A 19,199-nucleotide genomic window follows, 5' to 3' on the forward strand; every position below is an offset into this window, starting at 1 on the left:
GCGCAGTGAAGCCTGGCGAGGTGTGCAGGGAAGCCCTTCCGAACGTTCTATCGAGAAACGCGGGGAATCTGGTGGGGACAGCCATGATCTTGCCCGGGATCGTCCTGAAAAGGCGCCATGCTCTGACGTTTTTGGCCACAATCGGGATCGACCCTCCGGCCATGAGATTTCTGGCTGTGATTTCGATCCTGGCGCTGCTCACGATGAGTGGAGCCGCCATTTCAGATCAGTTTCTGACGGCCGATCAGCACGTCGCGCACGGGGTGGAATAGCGCGGCGGGCGTATACGTTTTTGTCTTGGGGGAGACGGCGATGCTTTCGATCGACCAATTCCTGCGCTTCATCAGCGTGCCGGCCGTGTTCGCGGCCCTCGTCATCGCCTCGCAGATCTCGGCAGCCTTGTCGCAAGGCAAAGGCTAGTCAGCCGATCAATGACGAGCCGAGCAGGGCGAGCACAGCCAGCGCCATCAACGCGGTGCCGAGCCAGCCCAGCGCGACGAGCCATGACCGGCCCTTGAAGCGACCCATGATCGCCTTGCTCGAGACGATCAGCATCATCATGGCCATGATCGGAACGGCCACGATGCCGTTGAGCACCGCGCTCCAGACCAGCATGTGGATCGAGTCGATGCCGGTGAACCCCAGACCGAAGCCGATGATGGTGGCGGCGGCGATGATGGTGTAGAAGCCGACCGCCTCGTCGGGCTTCGCCTCCAGCGTCGCGCGCCAGCCGAAGATCTCCGCCACGCCGTAAGCGGCCGAGCCCGCCAGCACCGGAATTGCGAGCAGGCCGGTGCCGATGATGCCGATCGCGAACAGGGCGAAGGTGAAGTCGCCGGCGAGCGGCCGCAGCGCCTCGGCGGCCTCCGTCGCCGAGTTGATGTTGGTGACGCCATTCGCGTGCAGCACCGAGGCGGTGGTGAGGATGATGAAGAAGGCGATGCCGTTGGAGAGCAGCATGCCGGAGAGGGTGTCGGCCCGGATGCGCGCCAGCTCGAGACTGCCGCCGCGCTTCAGCTCGCGCAGCGGCTTGTCGCGCTTGCCCTGGTTCATCTCCTCGACCTCCTGCGAGGCCTGCCAGAAGAACAGATACGGGCTGATCGTGGTGCCGAGCACGGCGACGACCATCATGAAATAGTCGGCGCTGACATTCGTCTTCGGCCACACCGCCGCGAGCAGCGCCGTGCTCCACGGGATCTTCACGGTGAAGGCGGTCGCGACATAGGCGAACAGCGCCAAGGTGAGGAATTTCAGCACCGGCGAATAGCGCCGATAGGGCAGGAACACCTGCAGCAGGGTCGAGCCCGCCGCGAAGATCAGCGCGTGCTCGTGGTTGAGGCCGCCGATCACCAGCGAGAGCGCCTCCGCCATCGCCGCGATGTCCGCGGCAATGTTGAAGGTGTTGGCGGCGACCAGCATGGCGACGAGCGACAGCACCGCCCAGCGCGGCGCGATCTGCATGACGTTGGCCGCCAGCCCCTTGCCGGTGACGCGGCCGATCCGGGCGCTGACGAGCTGGATCGCGATCATGAACGGCGTGGTCAGAAATACCGTCCAGAGCAGTCCGTAACCGAATTGCGCGCCGGCCTGCGAATAGGTGGCGATGCCGGACGGATCGTCGTCGGCGGCCCCGGTGACGAGACCCGGCCCCAGCCTCTGCAACAGCGACGGTGCGGATTTCGTGGGGCTGACGGCATCGTCGGTCATGGCAGGAGGGGTCTCGGTCGGGGCGCGTCCTTCACAAATGCTAATGAGGGAACAAGGTTCCCGGGCTGCGGGTAAGGCGCGCCTCGTTGATTTCTGATAAAGCTAATTTCGTTTGACTCGTCGGGCAAAACACCTGTATAAGTGCATCATCGGAGAATACCTGGTGCAGCGTTTGCACGCATTCCGAGCGCGACCGGACTGCGATGGCCCGGCGTTCGCGCAGTGCGCAACCCGCGCAGGGACACCGGCGAGATGTTTATCTCCTGAGCGCGTGCGGTCGGGACTATTTGATGCTGACGAACATGCCCCAGGCGCCGGCCAGCGCGGCGCCGGCAAAGACGATCAGCGGGTTGTTGCAGAACGCACTGCCATAGGTGCACATGGTGACGCCGAACGAGCCGATCTCGTGATGGCTCGCGGAGTAGAACAGTCCCGACAGTACCAGCAACGCGGCGGCGACGTAATACATCGATGATCTCTCCGGCCCTTTCCCGATTGCGTTGGTCGCAGGGGACATTGTCCAGCATGGCGCGAACCAATTGCATCCTGGCGAACCCGCCCTGCTGCATTTGAACTAAAGTCGACCAATCCCGGGAGATGCCGTCCCAGCGGGCCGCAATCTGGACGTGTGATCGGGGCCAGAACATCTGCGCGGGAACTGTTGGACGCGCTCTCCATTAACGAACACGAACAGACCAATCGAGGGGAGGGGCCCATGGGCGCCGAGCGGATGCACCCTCCGCGCTACTGGCGGATGCGGGCGGAAGAATTTCGCACCAAGGCGGACAATTGCGAATATCGCGAGACGCGGGACGTGCTGCGCAAGGTGGCGCAAAACTACGACGAACTGGCCCGCCGCGCAGCGCGCATCTGCACCGTCGAGAGCCTGGACGAACTGCGGGGGGGCGCCAACAGCAAGCCGGTTTGATCGTTCAGGGCAAACCCGCTTGATGGTTCACGACGAAGCCGATGATCGGCGGGCGCGATCATGGGGCGTCTAGGCCCTCGCTTCCATCAGAAGCGCTGCCCGTGCGATTTGGAACGAATGTCCACTTTGGTACTTAGGAACTCAGTCCTCCAACGAGGGATGAGATGAGCAGCGAACAGCAAGCAGGCCCGGCAACGAGGCCGGATCAGCATTACAAGCCGGGGCCGGCGTGCCCCAAATGCGAGAGGGGCACGCGCTGCCTGACCTCGATCTTCGACGTGAGGCGCGATTGCTCGGTCCTGATCTATCGGTGCGATTCGTGCCGCGAGGACGTCTGGATTTGAGCGCGCGCCGTCGTCGGCCCATCTGCGGGACGCCCCGTCGGAGATCTCATAGCAATCTCGGATAGGAACTTCGCGGGTTTCGCCCGCTTGTCGCCTGCATCGACCACGCAGGCGAGACAGCTTCTAATCATGCAATCACGCTACCCGTTGTTGAAGAAGTGGACAGCGGAAGAGCACGAGCGGCTGAAGGCGTTGGCCGAAGCGGGCTCGCGGCCGGACGAGATCGCCGGCGAGCTTGGTCGCAGCGAAGCGGCAGTGAGGGTGCGCGCCTGGCAGCACGGCATCGCGCTGCGCCTCGTCACGCAGAAGCGCGGACCCTGAAGACCGGCTGGGTCGAAGGCGGGCATCCCGCCCTGTGTTCACTTATGAACGGTCCTCAATCGCCTCTCGACGTACTCTGCGAATGGGCAGCAACACGGGAGCTTGTCATGCTCACCCGCGAGGACTTCGAGACGGATCTCGACCGGCAAAGAATGCACCAGCTCGATGCAAGCCAAACGACACGACAATTGCTGCGCCGTTCGCGGGAGCAGATCGCGGCATCGATCTCACTGCTTCAGCAGCAAGTTCCGAAGATCTGGCACCCTCAACCTCCAGAACGATAGAAACCTCTTCCGCCGTTCCCGCGTTTGCGCGCATGGCGGATCAAGACACCAGGCAGCGGCCGATTTGTGCTGCGTGCAACAAACCCATGACATTCATCGACGCGGTGAGTTCACCGGACGGCGCGATGGCCATCTTTCGGTGCTCCCAGTGCAACAAGCTGTTCTGGGAGACGCCCAGGCGAGACCAAAGCCAAAGCCAAAGCCAAAGCCAAAGCCGAAACTAAGGCGTAGAAAAGAAACGGCCCCAGCCCGGGGGGCGAGCTGAGGCCGTGGGGGGCGCCGGTCGTGCATCCGGACCGACGCGCGAATAACTTTTTGATCCCAAAAGCTGTTCCTATTTCAGGCGAGCGTGGACATCGCGCGCCCCGATGAAACACGCCTGAAACAGTTCTGAAACCCGATTGTCTCGAACGCCCCGCCGGCTGCGTCCGACCAACCTAGCGAAAAGGAGATCATCATGATCCAGGTTGGCTCGAAGGAAGAAGTCGCGTTTTTGCTCGCTCTGTTCGGCACCCACACCCAGCCGGTGAAGCGGCCGGCGAAATCGCGGCAGGCGTGAGGCGCTGATCCCATGCCAGGCTTGGCCGAATGCCAGAGCCTCTTGCGGCTTCTGATCGCAAGGGGCGACCCGAAGGCCATCCCGCTCGCGACCGGCGCCATCGATCAATATCTGAACACCGCGCCGGTGTGCATGCGCGGCCGTGGCCTGCGCGTGCTCCAGCGCGACGCGCTCGACCAGCATAGCACTGCGGTCGGCGTGCAGCGCTCGTTCGCGGAAACGGTGGATGCCTACATCGTCGGGAAGCTTGCGGAGGAGTGAGGGGGCCGAATGTCGTTTCGCCCTGTCGCTTTCGGCTTCCTGAAGAGGCACGAACGCGGCAGGAGGGAACCGCGAAGTTCCCGGAACCCATTGATCCCCCATAGATTTTTTCGCGACTTCCGGAAACCTTTGTCCGCTTCGGACCTATTAGGGCAAAGGATGCTGCAATGCCCCGATATTATTTCGATCTGCGCGACGACACCGGTGTAGCGCTCGACGAGGAAGGCTTAGCTGGCGCGCCGTTCAGGCGGAAGCCGCCAAGTCGGTCGCGGACATGGCGCGCGATGCTATCCTCTCCGCGCCTGCCGCGGGCGGCAGGCAGACGATGGCGATCGACGTTCGCGATGCCAAGGGTCCCGTGATGCAGGTCAAGTTCTCGTTCGCCATCGAGACCTTCAGGACGCCTGCGGCATCACGCGATCATTGACGCGTGAGAACGCCCGGCGGGGATTGCTCGGGCTCGAGTACGGCGATCTTGCGGCCGAGCTGCCAGACCTCGACCTTGCCGTGCTGCGTGAACTGCTGCGCGAAGGTGAGGGCGTTCGCATCCGACGCGGCCTCGAACGCTTCGGCCGATCGGAACACGCCGTTGTCGCCGACCAGGTAAGCGCGATATTGCTGGGTCATGTCGGTGGCCTCAGCCCTGGCGATTGCAGCCAGGCGGCAATATGCATGGCGGTCTCGTCCTGCCGCGCCTGGCGCAGCAGCATCTCGCGGCGGCGCCCCGGCGCGAGCGTGCGCGCCTCCTCGCGCAGCCGCGCGGCCTCCGCGGCGAGCCGTTCGTCGAGTGTCGTGGTCTGCTTGAATCGTCGTCGCTTCTGCATGCACGTCTCCCTCGTTCGCGTGGGGCGGGAGCAATTTCGGCGGTCTCATCACCGGGTCGATGCCAACTGCCTTGCGGTGATGGATCAATCCTCGCGCTTCTGGCGGCGAGAGGAAACATCATATGATATGTTGGCGGATTTAATTGCGCGAGTAAATTCAGCCACTTGAGCGCGTTACTCATCTTGATTGCTTGTGAGCAATGTGCACTTTTGGACAGAAGCGCATGTCTAATAGGGCGTAGGGAGCCGGCTCCCCTATTAGGAATCAGCTGTAGCGGCGGCGAATGCGTCTTCCTTCTCGATGCCGCGCGCGACGATCTTCAAGCATTCGTCTGGTAGCGGCCGTTGAAGCGCCTTGGCTTCTTCCCACGGCGCCCTTAGCCAAACGTCTCGCTCTTTCGCTGTCGTCAGCAGCACCGGCATTGCCTTCGGATGGATTGGCTCCACGACCGCATTCGGCGTCGTGGTGAGAAAACCGTACACCTGATGCGGCCCCGGAATGGGCTTCGACTTGGTGCCGCGATCGCCATTGAAAGTCGTCCAGATCCCGGCGAACGCGAACAGCGGCCGGGCGTCCGCGAGCGCAAACCACACGATGTCTTTCTTCTTGGTCTCCGGGTTGGGCTCCGGCGCGTATTCGGCAAAGCTGTTGACTGGCACGAGGCAGCGGTGCTCCGGCTTGAGCCACGCGCGCCAGTGCGGCGACGAGGTGTTGCGAATGTTCGTGACGGGCGGGCCGCCGGTACGCGGAGGGGGCGGCATGCCCCAGCGCATCAGCACCATCTCTCGCTCGCCGCCCGCATCGCGAATGATTGGCGCGGGGTAATCCGGAAACACACCCGGCATTGGCGCCAAATTGCCTTCATAGCGGCGGACGACCCGGAAGAGGTCGGCTATCGCGGCTTGGTTGGTGGTGATCGAATAGAGGTTGCACATATGTTCGATGATCCTTAGCGCTCGCCGGGCCACCAGTAAGATGCCGGATTATCCGCCGAGATTTTCGTTGGTCTTAATGCAACGAGTGCGCTTCGCTTATACGGATAGCGCCGCACTTCCGAACAGTTCTTGCATCGCATGTAGCGCTCAAGTTCATGCACCGGCGTCGTCTTGGCACGACGGACGACATCGAGTGCCACGGTTTGGTTGGTGTCGCATCCAAGGCATCGCACTTCGAGGTATAGGAAGCCGGCGTTGATGGCATCTCCGATCGTCGGCGATGGCTGCGCCGGGCCCTTATAGCCAAGCATCCGATAGTTCCAGGCCGCGCAAGCCAGTTTGTCGGCCTCCTTGCGCGCCTCCTTGGCGCGCTCGGCCGAAATCTTGATTTGAGTGCCGTAGAGATGTTGGCGGGACTTGGTGGTCATGCCGCGATCAAAGCCATGTGCCGGCCAAGCTGGCAAATTATCGATAGGTGGTAGGCGAGAAGCGCAACGGGCTACTTCCTGTCGTGGCTGTGGAAAACCAAAGCGCTCTCAAATGCTGACCAACTGGCGGCCCGTCCCCTTGCAATCGACGCAGGCCAGTTCGCCTCCGACCATCTCTGGAGGAAACAGGCAGCGTCCGCTCCCGTCGCATTCCAGGCAGACGATTTGGCCGGCGCCGCATTCGAGTTCCTCAACTTCGGTCTCGAATTCGGTGTCACAATTATGGGCGCAGTAAACCACCATCGTGGTTGTTGCACCCGCCGAACATGTCAAGTCATCGTCGATGAGTTTTTGCAAAGACACTCTCCGGATATTTCTCGATAGCTTCGACACGAAGCCACTCGACAGCATCGACGATATTGTCGGCCTCCCCTTCGGCATCGAAGCCGTTCACCTCATCACCGAGCCCGAGGTTGATTTGAAAACCGCCATTCCAAAAGGCGGCAATCGTGAAATTGATTTCACTGTCGTATAGATCCTGAAGGATGCGGGAGGTTCTATCCATCACAAGTCCTCTCTCAAGCCCTTAAAGAAGGGATGCCGGACTTTCCCCTCCGCCGACTTCGCGCGGTACTCTATTTCCGCAAGCAGCTTCGGCTCGACCCAGATGCCCTTGTGCGCGATCCGCTTGGTGTAAGGTTGCGTCTTGCGGACAAGCGGCTTCAATCGTTTGTGGACTTCTGCGGCAGATGACTTGTCGAATCCGAGGTCGACCTTGCCCGCATAAATGAGATCATCTCCCTTATGGCGACCAAGATAGATGCCGTCCCATTTGCCTTCGTCGAGCGCGAAACCGGCGATGGTCAGTGTCTCGCGTTGCCTGCAAGTCTTCTTGACCCATTTGTTACCCGTGCCGCTGCTGTAGGTGCTGTCGCGAACCCTGGAGACCACGCCCTCAAGCCCGACCTTGCAGGCATGCGCGAACATCTCGTTGCCTGCGATCTCGAAGCTCTCACTGAACTGCACTGCGGTGCCGGAGATGATCTTCTTCAACTCGGCCTTGCGCTGAAACAGCGGCAGGCCGCGCAGGTCTCGCCCATTCAGATAAAGCACGTCAAATGCCACGAGCACGATCTTGGTTGATGTGCCCTTCAGCTCGTTTTGAAGGACGGAAAAATCGGTGCTGCCATCGGCAGCAGGGACCACAACCTCGCCACCGATGATCGCCGATCCTGCCTTGATGTGCGGGCGACTTTCTTAAAGCGCTTGGTCCAGTCGTAGCCGCGACGGGTGTAGACGGTGACAGCCTCATTGGCCAAATGAAGCTGCACCCGGTAGCCGTCGAACTTGATTTCGTGAATCCACCGCGCTCCGGATGGCACGCGGTCCACCCACGATGGCAAGGCCGGTTTGATGAAGCCGGGGAAGGGCGCTTTCACCCCGAGCGCCCCCAGCCTTCGCTGACGCTGCAACGCCACTGACAAACTCCACGCAACGAACGCCTTGATTCGAATCTTCACGGCCGGATTCGTTCCGCCAATCTGGGCGAACCGGATGGGCGTGGGGAACCGTTTGATTCCTCTTGCGTTTCAGAGATGCAAGGAGAGCAACATGGCTAAAGCGAAGAAGCAGACAACTCGCGGTCGCAAGCAGGACCGCGCGCGCGTTGCGGGCGGGCAGAAATACGAAGTTGGCTACGAGGCAAAGAAGACGGGCCGCTCGGCTTCTGCCGTGAAGAAGGCGGTGAAGAAAGTGGGCAGTAGCCGGAAGAAGGTCGAGCGCAAGCTGGGCCGCTGATAGTTTTGCGTTAGCCCACAGGTTTGTGGCGAGCCGGTCGCATGAGCGACCGGCTTTCTTGCGCCTACTGGTGCGCCATCAGGAATCTCCTCAACTCAGGAACTGCGGCAGTCGCACCGGAATTGGTGCGGTGCTGGCTCGCCGCCGAGCTGGCGGAGCGGCCCCGGCCATACCTCCAGCCCCCTGCAAGCCGGGGCCGTCTCTCCGCCCACGCGATGAGGGCAGTGACGCGCTGCAAACAAAACGACAGCAATGTTGCTGTTTATTTCCAGCGACGCCACAACGCAGTTCGCTGTATGGTCCCTTTCCGTTTTTTTCCCACAGCGGATTTGATCACCATGCACCCCATCCAAGGTACGCATATTGCCGCAATCTTCAAACTGGCCACCCAGCAGCTTGAAGCACTTCGCGTCGCCCCAGAGATCCAAAAGGAATATTCCGAAATCCTCGTTTTAAGAGAGAAGATAAAACTGGCGACCGAGCTGAAGAAGGCTCGCCGGCAGCCCTTACTCGGTGCCCCCCCGCGCGCTTGAAGAAGGTGGAAGAGGCTCCAAGGATCGAACATTTTTGATCTAGATCAAAGTCGCATGGCGCGGGGCGGTTCGTATGATGCCATGAGTGATAAGCCGCCCGAAAAGCCAGAAGTGATGCCCCGCGAGAGCGACGAGGCCCGGCGGCGCATCATCGAAGAGTATGCCGCGGACCGCCGCGGATTGATCAGGAAGCTGCGCCAAAAGTCGAAGGGAGCGGACGCTGCGCAGGGAACATCGCAGATGATCTTAAACTCTACCATCACGTGCCCGAAGTGCGGTCACGCTGCTACCGAGGTCATGCCGACCGACGCCTGCCAGTTCTTCTATGACTGCAAAGGCTGCGGCGAGCGCCTAAAGCCGCTCTCTGGCGACTGCTGCGTGTTCTGTTCCTTCGGCACCGTTTACTGTCCGCCGGTTCAAGAGAACGGCAGGTGCTGCTGTAGCTAGCTGCCTCTAAGGGAGTGCGGCTGCCGCGCCTGAGTTTGACACGTCGGGCAAAACACTGGCAGAATGGCATCATTGAAGATCAGCCCGCGCGGAGCAATCCGCCGCGGGCTTTTTATTTGCGGAGTCGTCACTTAAACAAACGGATTTCCAAATGACCATTTAGGAGAAGGACCGAGCTGCATCTTCCTGTTGCTGAGCATGTAGTCAGGGAAGGTTTCAGGGCACCAACGCTGGCCGATATCGAAACCCTGGCACAAGCCAAGACCGAAGCGGCACTCAACGTGCTTGCTACCATCATGTTCAGAGAGACAGCGAACGCTTTTGCGCGGGTGGCCGCCGCAAACTCTATTCTCGATCGTGGGTGGGGCAAGCCGGTACAGCCCTTGGCTACGGACGCGCGGCCGCGCGAATTGCTGCAACGGATCGAACGCATCATCGTACATCCGGATCATCCATCGATAGTCGACAATGAGACCAGCGAACCCGAGGCTTCGTAAGCTTCGCATCGTCTTGTCTCCAGGCGAGGAATTGCAATGGAAACACGGTCGCCACCGACTCCATTGGAGTCTCCACAGCAAGAGAACGCGGCTCTGATTGGTTTACCCCAATGGATGCGCGACGCACTATCTCATCAGCCGGCCCCCACGCCACCGCAGCAAGCCGGAAGCGTCGATGAGCCTGCGCACGGTGAACGCACGAATATTCGAATCTTGAGCCGCGTTCCCTCGCGCCTACCTGACTAGTCTGAGGCAGGTCCGAACCACCTCGTCAGCGTCTCCGCAAGTCCGTGTTGGCTCTCGTCTCCCACCCAGGCCACATGCCCGTCAGGCCGCACCAGCACGGCTTTTGGCGCCGCGACTTGTCCAATGGACGGAAGCTCCCATGCACCGTGATAGTCCGCTTCGACGAGATTGATGCGATCTGCCCAGGGCGCGATGTCGAAGCCGCTGGTCTTCCCAAAATCAAGCAGCAAGCCGCGCGCGCCGTACAGCAACGTGAACAGTCGCAGCGGACGCCCGTCCACCACGAGGTCGAGATCGGGCATGCGGCGTCCGAGCAGCGCGTGGCCTTGGCCGAGATCGTAGTGCACGTCGAGCCCGCTCATCATCGCGCCAAAACGTTGGCGCGGCGCGTCCATCGCGAGCAGTTCGGCGACGACCTCGCGCGCGGCCTTGAGGCCGTCCTCGCCGCGGCGGAGCAGGGCGATTTGCGCCATGGTGTTGCGCAAGGTCCGCGCGCCGACGGGATGGCGCTCGGCATGGTAGCTGTCGAGCAGGCTGTCCGGCGACAGGCCCTTGACCACTTGCGCGAGCTTCCAGCCGAGATTGACGGCGTCCTGCACGCCGATGTTGAGGCCTTGCCCGCCGACGGAGTGATGGATATGCGCGGCATCGCCGGCGAGCAGCACGCGGCCTTTGCGGTAGGACACGGCCTGCCGTGCCGCATCGGTGAAGCGGGAGATCCAGGACGGGTTGTGGAGGCCGAAATCGGTGCCGTAGACGGCGACGAGGGCGTCGCTGAGATCGCGGGCGCCGGGCACGCCGGTGCGATCGAGCGTCGCTTCCGTCACGACCACCAGCACGCGCCCGCTCTCGGTCTTGCTGAGGCCGTGAAAGCCGAGCGCGTCGTGGCGCAGGCCCCATGCGGGCTCGTCCCGCATCTCGACTTCGGCCATGAGATTGCTCAGCGTCGGCTCGGAGCCTGCGAAGTCGATGCCGGCGGCCCTGCGCACCAGGCTGCGGCCGCCGTCACAGCCGACCAGATAATTCGCGCGCAAGGTCTCGCCGCCGGAGAGCGTCACGTCGATGCCGGTCTCGTCCTGCGCAAAATCCGTCACCTCGCGGTTGCGATAGATCGACACCGCGAGCTCGCTGACCCATTCGGCCAGGATGCGCTCGATGTGGCTCTGCCGCAGTGTCAGCCCGTAAGGGTGCCGGGTGGGGAGGTCGCTGATGTCGAGCCTGGTCCAGGCGAAGCCCGCGAGCTGGGTGATCTGTCCTTCGCGCAGGAAACGATCCGCGACGCCGCGCTGGTCGAGAATCTCGATGCTGCGCGCGTGCAAGCCGCCGGCGCGCGTGCCGACCAGTTCCTGATCGGCGCGCCGCTCCACCAGGGCGACGTCGACATGCGCGAGCGCGAGCTCCGCAGCCAGCATCAAGCCGGTCGGGCCGCCGCCGGCGATCACCACGGCGTGGTCTTCGTGGCGGGCGCCGGCGCGTTTGGCGTGGCCGCGCGTCCGGGACGTGGGAAGCAGTACAGGCATGTGAGACCCCTCGGGATGGTGTTCGGGTCGAGGGTTCTACGGCAGGGTCGGGGGCTTGAAGCAAGCCCGTTGCACCCCACATATCTGAGTGGGGAGAGGGAATCCCTTGTCCGCGTTCGCCGCGTTGACACGTCGGGCAAAACACCGGCATAATGCCATCATCGAAAAAGAGTTTGGTTCAACCCGCGCGGATGCGATCCGCCGCGGGTTTTGTTTTGGGCTTTTGGCTTTCAGACTTTTTGGCTTGCGATGTTTCGGTCTTGCGAGCTTCAGCAGATGCCGACGGTGCGCCGCATGGTGCTGGCGAGTTCCTCGAACGAGAACGGCTTTCTGATCATGGGAAGCCCGTCACGCCGGGGTTCACGTCCCGACAGCTGCAGGATCTTCAGCTCCGGGCGGCGGCGCCTGGCCAGCTCGGCCAGTTCATGACCGTCCATGCCGGGCATGTTGATGTCGGTGATGAGGATGGAGATGTCCTGGTTCTGCCTGAGCCGGTCGAGCGCATCCGTGCCGCTGTGGGCGCTGACCACCTTGCAGCCGAGTTCTTCCAGCATGTCGACCATGACGTCGAGCACGCCGGGATCGTCGTCAACAACCAGTACGGTATGGCTCATCACACAACGTTCCTCCTGAAGGAATAAACGCGCCCGCCTTGGCGTAAGTTCCGGTACGGCGTGGTCGAACGAGCGATGTTGGACTCCTCGTGCAAAGCACAAGGCCTAATCATCCTTCGAGAGATCGCCGGGCCTGGTGGGAAGATCGATGGCTCCGCCTTCGCCGTGAACGAGATCACGGTTCTGGTCCTCGGTTTCGTCAGCGTCCGGGATGATGGCCTCTCGCGTGTCGGGCTCCCCGTCGATGCGCGGCTTCTGGCCGGGCAAGTCCCGCGAGGTTTTCGGTGTCATGTTCAGTGTCATTGGTCGATCCTCCTGACCGGCTTAACGCGGGCAGGGACGGTTCGTTCGTTGACACCTCGGGCGAAACGCCGGCAGCCTGACTGGGATTGGCTTTCCGAAGGTCTCCGTCGGCTTTGATTCGCAAAAATCGAAATAGAGCTTGACCCGTCGGGCAAAACACTGGCATAGTGGCATCATCGAAAAGTTCGCAACGCCCGCGCGGGACCAAATCCGCCGCGGGTTTTTTCGTATCCCATTTTCGGAATCGGACGGCGGCCCACGCATCACGGCCACGCACTCGCTTGAAACGCGTTGAGGGAGCGCCGATCGGCGTGCCGCCGTCCGTACCATTGCTGGCCGCGCACGCGCGAACGTGCCGGCCCGCGGCGCGAGCGATCTGCTCGCGCCGCTGCGGTCTCCGGATACGGAGATAGGGTTCGCCCGAAACGATCGCGCCTCATTCGCGATCTGCCGCGCATTTTCTTTGTCGAGGAGAGACGATGACCGCCTATCTGATATCGCTAGCGCTCGCGGGCCTGGTTGCAATCGCGCTGTGGGAGACGTTGTCTTGAGCGAGGACATGGAAATTGCGCTCGTGAGCGAGCCGGTCCGCGCGCCTGCGCGACGGAAGACGTCCAGCGCGCGCACCCTGACCGAAATCCGCTCGCTGGCGCGGAGCCACACCAGGACTGCGCTCCGTGTGCTCGTCGGCATCATGCGCAGCGACGACGCAACGCCGGCCGCCCGTGTCTCCGCCGCCAATGCAATCCTCGATCGCGGCTGGGACAAGGCGGCGCAGCCGATCGAGAACGGAGAAGATGGCGTGCTGGAATTGATTCACCGGATCGAGCGCATCATCGTGTACCCGGGGAGCTTGCGCGGTGGGGATGCCGATCGTGACGCCTGAGCCGTGGAAAAATCGAGCGAGCGCATCCATTGTCCATCCTGAAAATTCCGACGGCCAAGATATTCGAGCCGCTGCTGCAGCCCGCGCGCTACAAGGGCGTTTATGGTGGACGCGGCTCCGGCAAATCGCATTTCTTCGGCGAGCTCCTGGTCGAGACCTGTCAGGCCGAGCGCGGTACGCTCGCTGTGTGCATTCGAGAAGCGCAGCGGACGCTGGCGCAATCTTCCAAGCGGCTGATCGAGGGCAAGATCGCCAGCCTTGGCCTCGGCCACGGCTTCAAACTGTTCTCTTTCGCGGGCTTCAGGCCAATCTGGTTGTCTCCTTCTACTTCGCCAAGCGCGGCTTCGAGAATGTTGCGAGGATCATCAAGCGGTGAAGATGGCGGATGACGAAATCAGGGCGATCGTTGCTGAGACGTTGGCTGAGCAACAGAGGCTTCAGCAGGCGAACATCGATGCCATCGTATTGAGGACGGTGGCATCGGTGCTGGCGTCCTTCGGAATCGAGGATGACGACCGAAAAGAGCTGAGGGCTGATTTTCAGCACCTGCGCCGATGGCGAACGAGCGTGGAGCAGGCGCAGAGCTACACCTTCAAAGCCGTCATTACGGTGATCGCCACCGGGCTGATGGGCGCGGTTTGGCTAGGTGTCAAGGTCGTGCTGGGCAAGTGAGCCTCAATCGGCACGACATTTCTGCACTTCCACTCACATCATCTCATCCCAATGGACCGTCTCATGTACAGAATTCGCATCGTCGATGCATCCGATGACGACATTGTCGATACATTGGCCGATCTGCATCAGTCGGCGTTCTTCGATGCGGCTCCCTTGCCGCAATTCCAGTTAGGGGCGTGGTGGCTTGCCTATCACGGCGCTGAGCCAGTAGCCTTCGCCGGTATCGTGCCGTCAACGCACATTCGAAATGGCGGTTATTTCTCCAGAGTCGGTGTGTTGCAGCGGCACCGGGGACGTGACCTCCAGTGCAGGCTGATGCGGGTGATGGAGGCACGGGCACGGCGTATTGGATGGGACAGCATCGTCTCGGATACGACGGACAATCCGGTGTCTGCCAATAATTTCATCCGGGCGGGCTATCGGCTCTTCGAACCCCATGTGCCCTGGGCTTGGCCGCATACGCTTTACTGGCGAAAGCGGCTTCGCTGAGCGAATGGGGCCATGTTTCCCGTGATGCGGAACGCGATTCCCGCAACGGAAAATGGTTCGCGGGATGAAGCGCACACGGAACGTCTAAGGGCCTGGCAGCTTGACAGCTGCCGGGCCCTTTTTGCGTATTGAAGCGATGCGGGCGGAGCACTTGCGAATTCAGCGGTGCCGGGCTTTAAGTTTGCTCCTGCGGGAAATTCGGCAACGATAAGCCGATGTAAGGGAGCGCCGTCGATGCCCACCAAGCCTCAATTGCCGGAACGTTCGACGCGGGCGACGGGCGCGCCTACCGCGCTCGATGGTCTGCTGGTCATCGATTTCACGCGTGTGGTCGCCGGCCCGGCCTGTACGCAGACGCTTGCTGATTTCGGCGCGCACGTCATCAAGATCGAGAATCCAGACGGAGGCGATGACACGCGTGCGTATGAACACGCCGAGATCGGTGGAGAGAGTGCTGCCTATCTGAGCCTCAATCGCAACAAGCGTGGCATCACGCTCGACCTTACCGTGCCGGAGGCTCGTGAGATCGCGCTGGATTTGATTCGCAAGGCCGACGTGGTCGTCGAGAACTTCTCCAGCGGGGTCATGAAGAAATTTGGCCTCGACTATGAAGCTGTTGCGCCGCTCAATCCGCGGCTAGTCTATTGCTCGATCTCCGCCTACGGGCGCACCGGACCGTTTGCCTCGCGTCCCGGTTTTGATCCGATCACGCAGGCGGAAAGCGGCTTCATGTCGCTCAACGGATTTGCCGATGGCCCTGCGGTTCGCACCGGCCCGCCCATCGTGGACATGGCGACGGGGATGTCTGCCTGCAACGCCATCCTGATGGCGCTGTTGGCGCGGGATCGGCTCGATCGCGGTCAGCATGTCGAGGTCGCCCTGTTCGACGTCGCGATGGGCATGACCGGTTTCTATGGCATGGCCTATCTGATCAACGGCGAAAATCCCGGTCGGTTTGGTAATTCGCCGAGTGGCTCACCTACCGTCGGCGTCTACGAGGCCTCCGATGGACCGCTTTACATGGCCTGCGCGAATGACCGGCTCTATCGCCGGCTGGTGGTTGAAGTGCTGAACAGGCCCGATCTCATCACCGATCCGCAGTTTGCAACGCGCAAAGCCCGCTCCGAGCACAAGGAGCTTTTGCGAGCAGCCATCGCGGAGGTCTTTGCAAGCGATACCCTCGAGAACTGGATGGCGAAGATGAAGCTGGCCAATATCCCGGTCGGCTATCTCCGGACGGTCGAGGAGGGGTTCAATGCACCGGAGGCGCGAGCGCGCCATCGCTTGAACCGGATTCCGCATCGTACGGCAGAGTGGGTCCCGAACATCGAGCCGCCGATTGCCATGAGCTTGACCGGCCCGGTTGATCCTGTGGCTGCTCCGTTGCTGGGCGAGCACACGGAGCAGGTCTTGCGCGATACGCTCGGTTACGACGAGCGTCGGATATCGCAGTTCACCCAAAAGGGCGTCTTCGGGTCGGGCAAACCCTCGACCTCGCGCTGAGCCTGGAGGGCGAACCTACAGGCCAGGCCTCGCGCGGATGGCGTATCATGGCTTGGCAATGCCGCTACCTTCGCGGTATCGCATCCTTCCGGCGCCTTGTTCAGGACGACCATACTCCGACAGCGCTGCCCCGGCTTGATTTGGCAAGGGTCTCGCCGCATAAATGCGTAAAGCGAGGGATACGAATGGCGCCTGGTCAAGAGCCGAGCGTGGGCCGGCCCGCTACGGTGCAATCCGATGAACCTGCCCATGCGGCAATGATCGCGAAGGCCCGGGCGCTCGTCCCACGGCTGCGAGAGCGAGCGGCGCGGACAGAGGAGTTGCGGCATTTGCCGCCGGAAACCGAGAAGGATCTGCACGACGCTGGCCTGTTCCGAATGCTTCAGCCCAGGCGCATTGGCGGCGCAGAACTCGATTATGTCGCCTTGATCGACTGCGCGGACCTGCTCGGACAAGCAGACGCCTCGGTGGCCTGGAATCTGGCCAATCTGGCGAGCCATCACTGGATGCTCGGCATGTTCGAGCCGACGGCGCAGGATCTGGTCTGGGGCCTTGATCCGGACGCACTGATCGCGTCCTCGTTCATTTTTCCGGCCGGCCGTGCCACGAGAGTCGAGGGCGGATACCGGCTCCATGGCAGCTGGCCGTTCTCCTCGGGCGTTGCCTCCTGCGCATGGAACATGCTTGCAAGCGTGGTCTACTCCGACGATGAGGCTGACGGCATCGAGTATCGGATATTTCTGCTGCCGAAAGCCGACTACAAGGTTCTCGACACCTGGAATGTCGCGGGGCTGCGCGGGACAGGGTCTTGCGACGTGGAGGTCAGGGACGCTTTCGTGCCCGAGGACATGACGGTTGCAGTCGGCGATCTTGACGGTGGGCCGACGCCGGGAAGCAAGCTCAATCCCAACCCGTTGTATGCTCTCCCGGTGTTCTCGCTATTTCCCTACGTCCTCTCTGGCGTCGCGCTGGGAAACGCGCAGGCGTGTCTCGACGATTATGCGGAGGTCGTCCGTCATCGCATTTCCACCTATAACCACGCCAGGCTGAGCGACTTTCAAAGCACCCAGATCAAGATCGCTGAGGCCTCGGCGAAGATCGACGCTGCACGCCTGATCATGCGCTCGGCCTGTCTGAATGCCATGGAGGATGCAAGGCGGGGTCATATCCCCGATATGGCGACCAAGACCCGATATCGGCGCGACGGCGCTTTTTCAGTAAACTTCTGCACGGATGCGGTGTCGATGCTGTTTGCCGCGAGCGGAGCACGGGGCCTGTTCACGACGGGCGCGTTGCAGCGGCAGTTCCGCGATGCGCACGCGATCAATTCGCATCTCGCGTTCAATTTCGATGCAGCCGGGACCAACTATGGACGCGTGGCGTTGGGCCTGCCGTCCGAGAATCTCACGCTGTGAGGCCGGCCGATGAATGATCTGCCGAAGCAGCCGGCCGTTCCCGATCCGGCCAACGAACTCGCGAGCGACAGCTCGCCGATCGATCCCCGTGATTTCCGCAGTGCGCTAGGCACCTACGCCACGGGGGTGACGATCATCACAGCCGCGGCTCCTGACGGCAAGCCCTATGGCCTGACGTGCAATTCGTTCGCCTCGGTCTCGCTGAATCCGCCGCTGGTTCTTTGGAGCCTGGTTGTCTATTCCTCTAGTCTGACCATCTTCCAGAACGCCAGTCATTTCACGGTCAACGTGCTTGGCGTTTCGCAACAGGCGCTTGCGAGCAAATTCGCCAAATCGTCTGATGACAAGTTCACCGGTGTCGAGTGGACGCCGGGCCTCGGCAACGCGCCGGTGCTCGCCGAGAGCGTCGCCAATTTTCAATGCCGCTCGGTCAATCGCTATTACGGCGGCGACCACGTGATCTTTCTCGGTGCGGTCGAGGCCTATACTTACAATGCGAAGGAGCCGCTGCTCTTCGCGCGCGGCGCGTTCGGCCGATTTCTCGCCGACGGCTAGCGCAAGCAGTCACAGCCCGCGTGCTTCAGTTCGCGCTCGACGGTTCAGCGCTCCCCGCCGAAAGCTTGTAGATTTCGAGCGCATCCGCATCCGCGCCTCGCGCGGCCTTGGCGAGCCTGAAAAGTTGTCCGGCAAGCGAGGCCATGGGCACCGGGGTCGACGTCGTCTGCGCGACATCGGCGACGGTATCGAGGTCCTTGAGCATTGTAGCGATGTGACCAAGCGGGGGTGAGTGAATGCCCTGGACCATCCGCGGAACGAACAGCTGCAACGGAATGGAGTCAGCAAAGCCGCCGGCGAGTGCTTCGGGCAATCGGTTGGCATCGATTCCGGCGTTCACGGCAAGGCGTGTTGCCTCCGCAAGAACAGCCATCGCGCATCCGACGATCACCTGGTTGCACAGCTTTGTGGTCTGCCCCGCGCCGGTCGGGCCCATGTGGGTGAACCTGCATGCCATAGCCAGCACGTAGGGGCGGACCCGCTCGATGTCGCTGGCTCTTCCGCCGGCCATGATCGCAAGCGTGCCTTCCTCAGCGCCCTTGGTACCACCGGACACCGGCGCGTCGATCCAGCCAGCGCCATTCGCTGCTAACAATCGCGTTGCAAGGTCCCGTGCGGCGTCAGGATGGATCGACGAGAAGTCGACCACGAGCTTACCCGCGCCGGGTGCAGTTGAGATGCTCGCGGGCCCGAAGATCACCTCTTCCACGGCGGCCGCATCCGTCACGCACATGAAGACGATGTCCGAGCTCTCCATCAAGTCGCGTGGGCTGGCTGCGCGTCTGGCACCGGCCTCGACGAGCGCGGCCATCTTCCATTCCGAACGGTTCCAGACAGTGATCTGATGGCCGGTGTTGAGCAGGCGCCGGCTCATCGGTGTCCCCATCAGCCCAAGGCCGAGATAGCCGAGCCGCTCGACGCCTTGCGGGTTTGTCTTGCTCGCTTCAGCCATAGGTTGCCTCCATCTATCCCTCCACGACGCCGCGCGACGTGCACTACCATACATGGTGTATCCCACGACGAAACCGCGCGGCCTGCATGGCTTGCTTGATTGTTTGAACCATGAAACATTTGCCACGGTCGGGTTGGATGGCGCCGGTCGGCGCCTGGGCAGCGGAGTGGGCACG

The 19,199-nt window shown here is 62.0% G+C and carries 28 protein-coding genes and 2 pseudogenes; 16 read left to right on the forward strand and 14 right to left on the reverse strand.

From position 1 onward, the window contains the following. Nucleotides 1-83 precede the first annotated feature (83 nt). Nucleotides 84-272, forward strand: a complete 189-nt coding sequence (locus IVA93_RS11700) for a hypothetical protein (protein WP_085350650.1) — start codon at nt 84-86, stop codon at nt 270-272. Nucleotides 273-420: 148 nt separating this feature from the next. On the opposite strand, the gene IVA93_RS11705 is transcribed toward IVA93_RS11700, so the two are convergent. Both IVA93_RS11705 and IVA93_RS11710 read right to left on the reverse strand, forming a co-directional pair. Next, a complete protein-coding gene (locus IVA93_RS11705; RefSeq protein ID WP_085384814.1) occupies nt 421-1,707 on the reverse strand; it encodes an NRAMP family divalent metal transporter in 1,287 nt (428 codons plus the stop codon). A gap of 283 nt (nt 1,708-1,990) precedes the next feature. Next, nucleotides 1,991-2,176: a hypothetical protein gene (locus IVA93_RS11710; RefSeq protein ID WP_018454867.1), complete on the reverse strand. Its 186-nt coding sequence runs from the start codon at nt 2,174-2,176 to the stop codon at nt 1,991-1,993. A 246-nt stretch (nt 2,177-2,422) separates the two neighbouring features. Here IVA93_RS11710 and IVA93_RS11715 point away from each other — a divergent pair, with 246 nt between their 5' ends. From IVA93_RS11715 to IVA93_RS11735, 5 genes and pseudogenes are all read left to right on the forward strand, one after another. After that, a complete protein-coding gene (locus IVA93_RS11715) occupies nt 2,423-2,635 on the forward strand; it encodes a hypothetical protein (protein ID WP_247789797.1) in 213 nt (70 codons plus the stop codon). A gap of 473 nt (nt 2,636-3,108) precedes the next feature. Further along, nucleotides 3,109-3,300, forward strand: coding sequence for an SANT/Myb-like DNA-binding domain-containing protein (locus IVA93_RS11720; RefSeq protein ID WP_247335279.1), 192 nt, complete (start codon nt 3,109-3,111; stop codon nt 3,298-3,300). A gap of 107 nt (nt 3,301-3,407) precedes the next feature. Then, a complete protein-coding gene (locus tag IVA93_RS11725; RefSeq protein WP_247789798.1) occupies nt 3,408-3,584 on the forward strand; it encodes a hypothetical protein in 177 nt (58 codons plus the stop codon). A gap of 571 nt (nt 3,585-4,155) precedes the next feature. After that, complete coding sequence (locus IVA93_RS11730) at nt 4,156-4,404, forward strand: hypothetical protein (RefSeq protein ID WP_247789799.1); 249 nt, start codon at nt 4,156-4,158, stop codon at nt 4,402-4,404. Nucleotides 4,405-4,571: 167 nt separating this feature from the next. Beyond that, nucleotides 4,572-4,831: pseudogene (locus tag IVA93_RS11735) on the forward strand (DUF6894 family protein). Here the strand turns inward: IVA93_RS11735 and IVA93_RS11740 are convergent. The 7 genes and pseudogenes from IVA93_RS11740 to ligD form a co-directional block, all read right to left on the reverse strand. Further along, complete coding sequence (locus tag IVA93_RS11740) at nt 4,825-5,031, reverse strand: hypothetical protein (RefSeq protein ID WP_018454859.1); 207 nt, start codon at nt 5,029-5,031, stop codon at nt 4,825-4,827. The pseudogene IVA93_RS11735 and the gene IVA93_RS11740 sit on opposite strands and share 7 nt — an antisense overlap. Then, a complete protein-coding gene (locus tag IVA93_RS11745) occupies nt 5,028-5,228 on the reverse strand; it encodes a hypothetical protein (RefSeq protein WP_018454858.1) in 201 nt (66 codons plus the stop codon). Before IVA93_RS11745 ends, IVA93_RS11740 begins: the two co-directional genes overlap by 4 nt. Before the next feature lie 258 nt (nt 5,229-5,486). After that, nucleotides 5,487-6,164: an SOS response-associated peptidase gene (locus tag IVA93_RS11750; protein WP_018454857.1), complete on the reverse strand. Its 678-nt coding sequence runs from the start codon at nt 6,162-6,164 to the stop codon at nt 5,487-5,489. A 14-nt stretch (nt 6,165-6,178) separates the two neighbouring features. Beyond that, on the reverse strand, nt 6,179-6,592 hold the full coding sequence (locus tag IVA93_RS11755) for a hypothetical protein (RefSeq protein ID WP_018454856.1): 414 nt from the start codon (nt 6,590-6,592) through the stop codon (nt 6,179-6,181). A 108-nt stretch (nt 6,593-6,700) separates the two neighbouring features. Then, a complete protein-coding gene (locus IVA93_RS11760) occupies nt 6,701-6,949 on the reverse strand; it encodes a hypothetical protein (protein ID WP_157642926.1) in 249 nt (82 codons plus the stop codon). After that, entirely contained in the window at nt 6,927-7,157 is a 231-nt protein-coding gene (locus IVA93_RS11765; RefSeq protein WP_018454854.1) for a hypothetical protein, read from the reverse strand. The genes IVA93_RS11760 and IVA93_RS11765 overlap by 23 nt, the downstream gene beginning before the upstream one ends. Then, a pseudogene (ligD, locus tag IVA93_RS11770) lies at nt 7,157-8,070 on the reverse strand (non-homologous end-joining DNA ligase). Before ligD ends, IVA93_RS11765 begins: the two are co-directional and overlap by 1 nt. A gap of 133 nt (nt 8,071-8,203) precedes the next feature. Between ligD and IVA93_RS11775 the strand changes: the two are divergent. The 3 genes from IVA93_RS11775 (at nt 8,204) to IVA93_RS11785 (ending at nt 9,369) form a co-directional block, all read left to right on the forward strand. Beyond that, the gene (locus IVA93_RS11775) at nt 8,204-8,389 is read left to right on the forward strand and encodes a DUF3606 domain-containing protein (protein WP_007601546.1); all 186 of its coding nucleotides are present in this window, start codon (nt 8,204-8,206) and stop codon (nt 8,387-8,389) included. 41 nt (nt 8,390-8,430) lie between these two features. Next, on the forward strand, nt 8,431-8,922 hold the full coding sequence (locus tag IVA93_RS11780) for a hypothetical protein (protein WP_247789800.1): 492 nt from the start codon (nt 8,431-8,433) through the stop codon (nt 8,920-8,922). A 240-nt stretch (nt 8,923-9,162) separates the two neighbouring features. After that, entirely contained in the window at nt 9,163-9,369 is a 207-nt protein-coding gene (locus tag IVA93_RS11785) for a GDCCVxC domain-containing (seleno)protein (RefSeq protein WP_026232829.1), read from the forward strand. Nucleotides 9,370-9,500: 131 nt separating this feature from the next. On the opposite strand, the gene IVA93_RS11790 is transcribed toward IVA93_RS11785, so the two are convergent. The 4 genes from IVA93_RS11790 to IVA93_RS11805 all read right to left on the reverse strand — a co-directional run bounded on the left by IVA93_RS11790 (nt 9,501) and on the right by IVA93_RS11805 (nt 12,549). After that, entirely contained in the window at nt 9,501-9,812 is a 312-nt protein-coding gene (locus IVA93_RS11790) for a hypothetical protein (protein WP_247789801.1), read from the reverse strand. Nucleotides 9,813-10,108: 296 nt separating this feature from the next. Continuing rightward, entirely contained in the window at nt 10,109-11,632 is a 1,524-nt protein-coding gene (locus tag IVA93_RS11795; RefSeq protein ID WP_247789802.1) for an FAD-dependent monooxygenase, read from the reverse strand. A gap of 269 nt (nt 11,633-11,901) precedes the next feature. Then, nucleotides 11,902-12,246 carry a response regulator gene (locus IVA93_RS11800; RefSeq protein ID WP_018454848.1) on the reverse strand — a complete coding sequence of 115 codons (345 nt, stop codon included), beginning with the start codon at nt 12,244-12,246 and terminating at the stop codon, nt 11,902-11,904. A 105-nt stretch (nt 12,247-12,351) separates the two neighbouring features. After that, on the reverse strand, nt 12,352-12,549 hold the full coding sequence (locus IVA93_RS11805) for a hypothetical protein (protein ID WP_018454847.1): 198 nt from the start codon (nt 12,547-12,549) through the stop codon (nt 12,352-12,354). 547 nt (nt 12,550-13,096) lie between these two features. On the opposite strand from IVA93_RS11805, the gene IVA93_RS11810 reads away from it, so the two are divergent. From IVA93_RS11810 to IVA93_RS11840, 7 genes are all read left to right on the forward strand, one after another. Continuing rightward, nucleotides 13,097-13,435 (forward strand): hypothetical protein, encoded by a 339-nt coding sequence (locus IVA93_RS11810; RefSeq protein WP_026232828.1) that lies wholly within the window; start codon nt 13,097-13,099, stop codon nt 13,433-13,435. Nucleotides 13,436-13,464: 29 nt separating this feature from the next. Beyond that, nucleotides 13,465-13,824, forward strand: coding sequence for a phage terminase large subunit (locus IVA93_RS11815; RefSeq protein WP_018454845.1), 360 nt, complete (start codon nt 13,465-13,467; stop codon nt 13,822-13,824). After that, on the forward strand, nt 13,808-14,107 hold the full coding sequence (locus IVA93_RS11820) for a hypothetical protein (protein WP_026232827.1): 300 nt from the start codon (nt 13,808-13,810) through the stop codon (nt 14,105-14,107). Before IVA93_RS11815 ends, IVA93_RS11820 begins: the two co-directional genes overlap by 17 nt. A gap of 63 nt (nt 14,108-14,170) precedes the next feature. Continuing rightward, complete coding sequence (locus IVA93_RS11825) at nt 14,171-14,599, forward strand: GNAT family N-acetyltransferase (protein WP_247296989.1); 429 nt, start codon at nt 14,171-14,173, stop codon at nt 14,597-14,599. Nucleotides 14,600-14,833: 234 nt separating this feature from the next. Further along, on the forward strand, nt 14,834-16,102 hold the full coding sequence (locus IVA93_RS11830; protein WP_247789803.1) for a CaiB/BaiF CoA transferase family protein: 1,269 nt from the start codon (nt 14,834-14,836) through the stop codon (nt 16,100-16,102). 185 nt (nt 16,103-16,287) lie between these two features. After that, nucleotides 16,288-17,517, forward strand: coding sequence for an acyl-CoA dehydrogenase family protein (locus tag IVA93_RS11835; protein ID WP_247789804.1), 1,230 nt, complete (start codon nt 16,288-16,290; stop codon nt 17,515-17,517). 9 nt (nt 17,518-17,526) lie between these two features. Then, nucleotides 17,527-18,072 carry a flavin reductase family protein gene (locus IVA93_RS11840; RefSeq protein WP_085349517.1) on the forward strand — a complete coding sequence of 182 codons (546 nt, stop codon included), beginning with the start codon at nt 17,527-17,529 and terminating at the stop codon, nt 18,070-18,072. 25 nt (nt 18,073-18,097) lie between these two features. Here IVA93_RS11840 and IVA93_RS11845 read toward each other — a convergent pair whose 3' ends face one another. Beyond that, nucleotides 18,098-19,024: an NAD(P)-dependent oxidoreductase gene (locus tag IVA93_RS11845; protein WP_247789805.1), complete on the reverse strand. Its 927-nt coding sequence runs from the start codon at nt 19,022-19,024 to the stop codon at nt 18,098-18,100. Nucleotides 19,025-19,199: the final 175 nt, after the last annotated feature.

Source organism: Bradyrhizobium sp. 155 (assembly GCF_023101105.1).
GTDB lineage: Bacteria > Pseudomonadota > Alphaproteobacteria > Rhizobiales > Xanthobacteraceae > Bradyrhizobium > Bradyrhizobium canariense_D.

Excerpts from the sequence above, each read along its gene's own strand:
- IVA93_RS11790 (WP_247789801.1), bottom strand. The coding sequence starts at position 9,812 with ATGTACGATGATGCGTTCGATCCGTTGCAGCAATTCGCGCGGCCGCGC.
- IVA93_RS11765 (WP_018454854.1), bottom strand. The coding sequence starts at position 7,157 with ATGGATAGAACCTCCCGCATCCTTCAGGATCTATACGACAGTGAAATC.
- IVA93_RS11830 (WP_247789803.1), top strand. The coding sequence starts at position 14,834 with ATGCCCACCAAGCCTCAATTGCCGGAACGTTCGACGCGGGCGACGGGC.
- IVA93_RS11835 (WP_247789804.1), top strand. The coding sequence starts at position 16,288 with ATGGCGCCTGGTCAAGAGCCGAGCGTGGGCCGGCCCGCTACGGTGCAA.
- IVA93_RS11755 (WP_018454856.1), bottom strand. The coding sequence starts at position 6,592 with ATGACCACCAAGTCCCGCCAACATCTCTACGGCACTCAAATCAAGATT.
- IVA93_RS11780 (WP_247789800.1), top strand. The coding sequence starts at position 8,431 with ATGAGCGACCGGCTTTCTTGCGCCTACTGGTGCGCCATCAGGAATCTC.
- IVA93_RS11720 (WP_247335279.1), top strand. The coding sequence starts at position 3,109 with ATGCAATCACGCTACCCGTTGTTGAAGAAGTGGACAGCGGAAGAGCAC.
- IVA93_RS11845 (WP_247789805.1), bottom strand. The coding sequence starts at position 19,024 with ATGGCTGAAGCGAGCAAGACAAACCCGCAAGGCGTCGAGCGGCTCGGC.
- IVA93_RS11800 (WP_018454848.1), bottom strand. The coding sequence starts at position 12,246 with ATGAGCCATACCGTACTGGTTGTTGACGACGATCCCGGCGTGCTCGAC.
- IVA93_RS11745 (WP_018454858.1), bottom strand. The coding sequence starts at position 5,228 with ATGCAGAAGCGACGACGATTCAAGCAGACCACGACACTCGACGAACGG.
- IVA93_RS11730 (WP_247789799.1), top strand. The coding sequence starts at position 4,156 with ATGCCAGGCTTGGCCGAATGCCAGAGCCTCTTGCGGCTTCTGATCGCA.
- IVA93_RS11805 (WP_018454847.1), bottom strand. The coding sequence starts at position 12,549 with ATGACACTGAACATGACACCGAAAACCTCGCGGGACTTGCCCGGCCAG.
- IVA93_RS11825 (WP_247296989.1), top strand. The coding sequence starts at position 14,171 with ATGTACAGAATTCGCATCGTCGATGCATCCGATGACGACATTGTCGAT.
- IVA93_RS11785 (WP_026232829.1), top strand. The coding sequence starts at position 9,163 with ATGATCTTAAACTCTACCATCACGTGCCCGAAGTGCGGTCACGCTGCT.
- IVA93_RS11775 (WP_007601546.1), top strand. The coding sequence starts at position 8,204 with ATGGCTAAAGCGAAGAAGCAGACAACTCGCGGTCGCAAGCAGGACCGC.
- IVA93_RS11795 (WP_247789802.1), bottom strand. The coding sequence starts at position 11,632 with ATGCCTGTACTGCTTCCCACGTCCCGGACGCGCGGCCACGCCAAACGC.
- IVA93_RS11710 (WP_018454867.1), bottom strand. The coding sequence starts at position 2,176 with ATGTATTACGTCGCCGCCGCGTTGCTGGTACTGTCGGGACTGTTCTAC.
- IVA93_RS11715 (WP_247789797.1), top strand. The coding sequence starts at position 2,423 with ATGGGCGCCGAGCGGATGCACCCTCCGCGCTACTGGCGGATGCGGGCG.
- IVA93_RS11700 (WP_085350650.1), top strand. The coding sequence starts at position 84 with ATGATCTTGCCCGGGATCGTCCTGAAAAGGCGCCATGCTCTGACGTTT.
- IVA93_RS11840 (WP_085349517.1), top strand. The coding sequence starts at position 17,527 with ATGAATGATCTGCCGAAGCAGCCGGCCGTTCCCGATCCGGCCAACGAA.
- IVA93_RS11740 (WP_018454859.1), bottom strand. The coding sequence starts at position 5,031 with ATGACCCAGCAATATCGCGCTTACCTGGTCGGCGACAACGGCGTGTTC.
- IVA93_RS11750 (WP_018454857.1), bottom strand. The coding sequence starts at position 6,164 with ATGTGCAACCTCTATTCGATCACCACCAACCAAGCCGCGATAGCCGAC.
- IVA93_RS11725 (WP_247789798.1), top strand. The coding sequence starts at position 3,408 with ATGCTCACCCGCGAGGACTTCGAGACGGATCTCGACCGGCAAAGAATG.
- IVA93_RS11705 (WP_085384814.1), bottom strand. The coding sequence starts at position 1,707 with ATGACCGACGATGCCGTCAGCCCCACGAAATCCGCACCGTCGCTGTTG.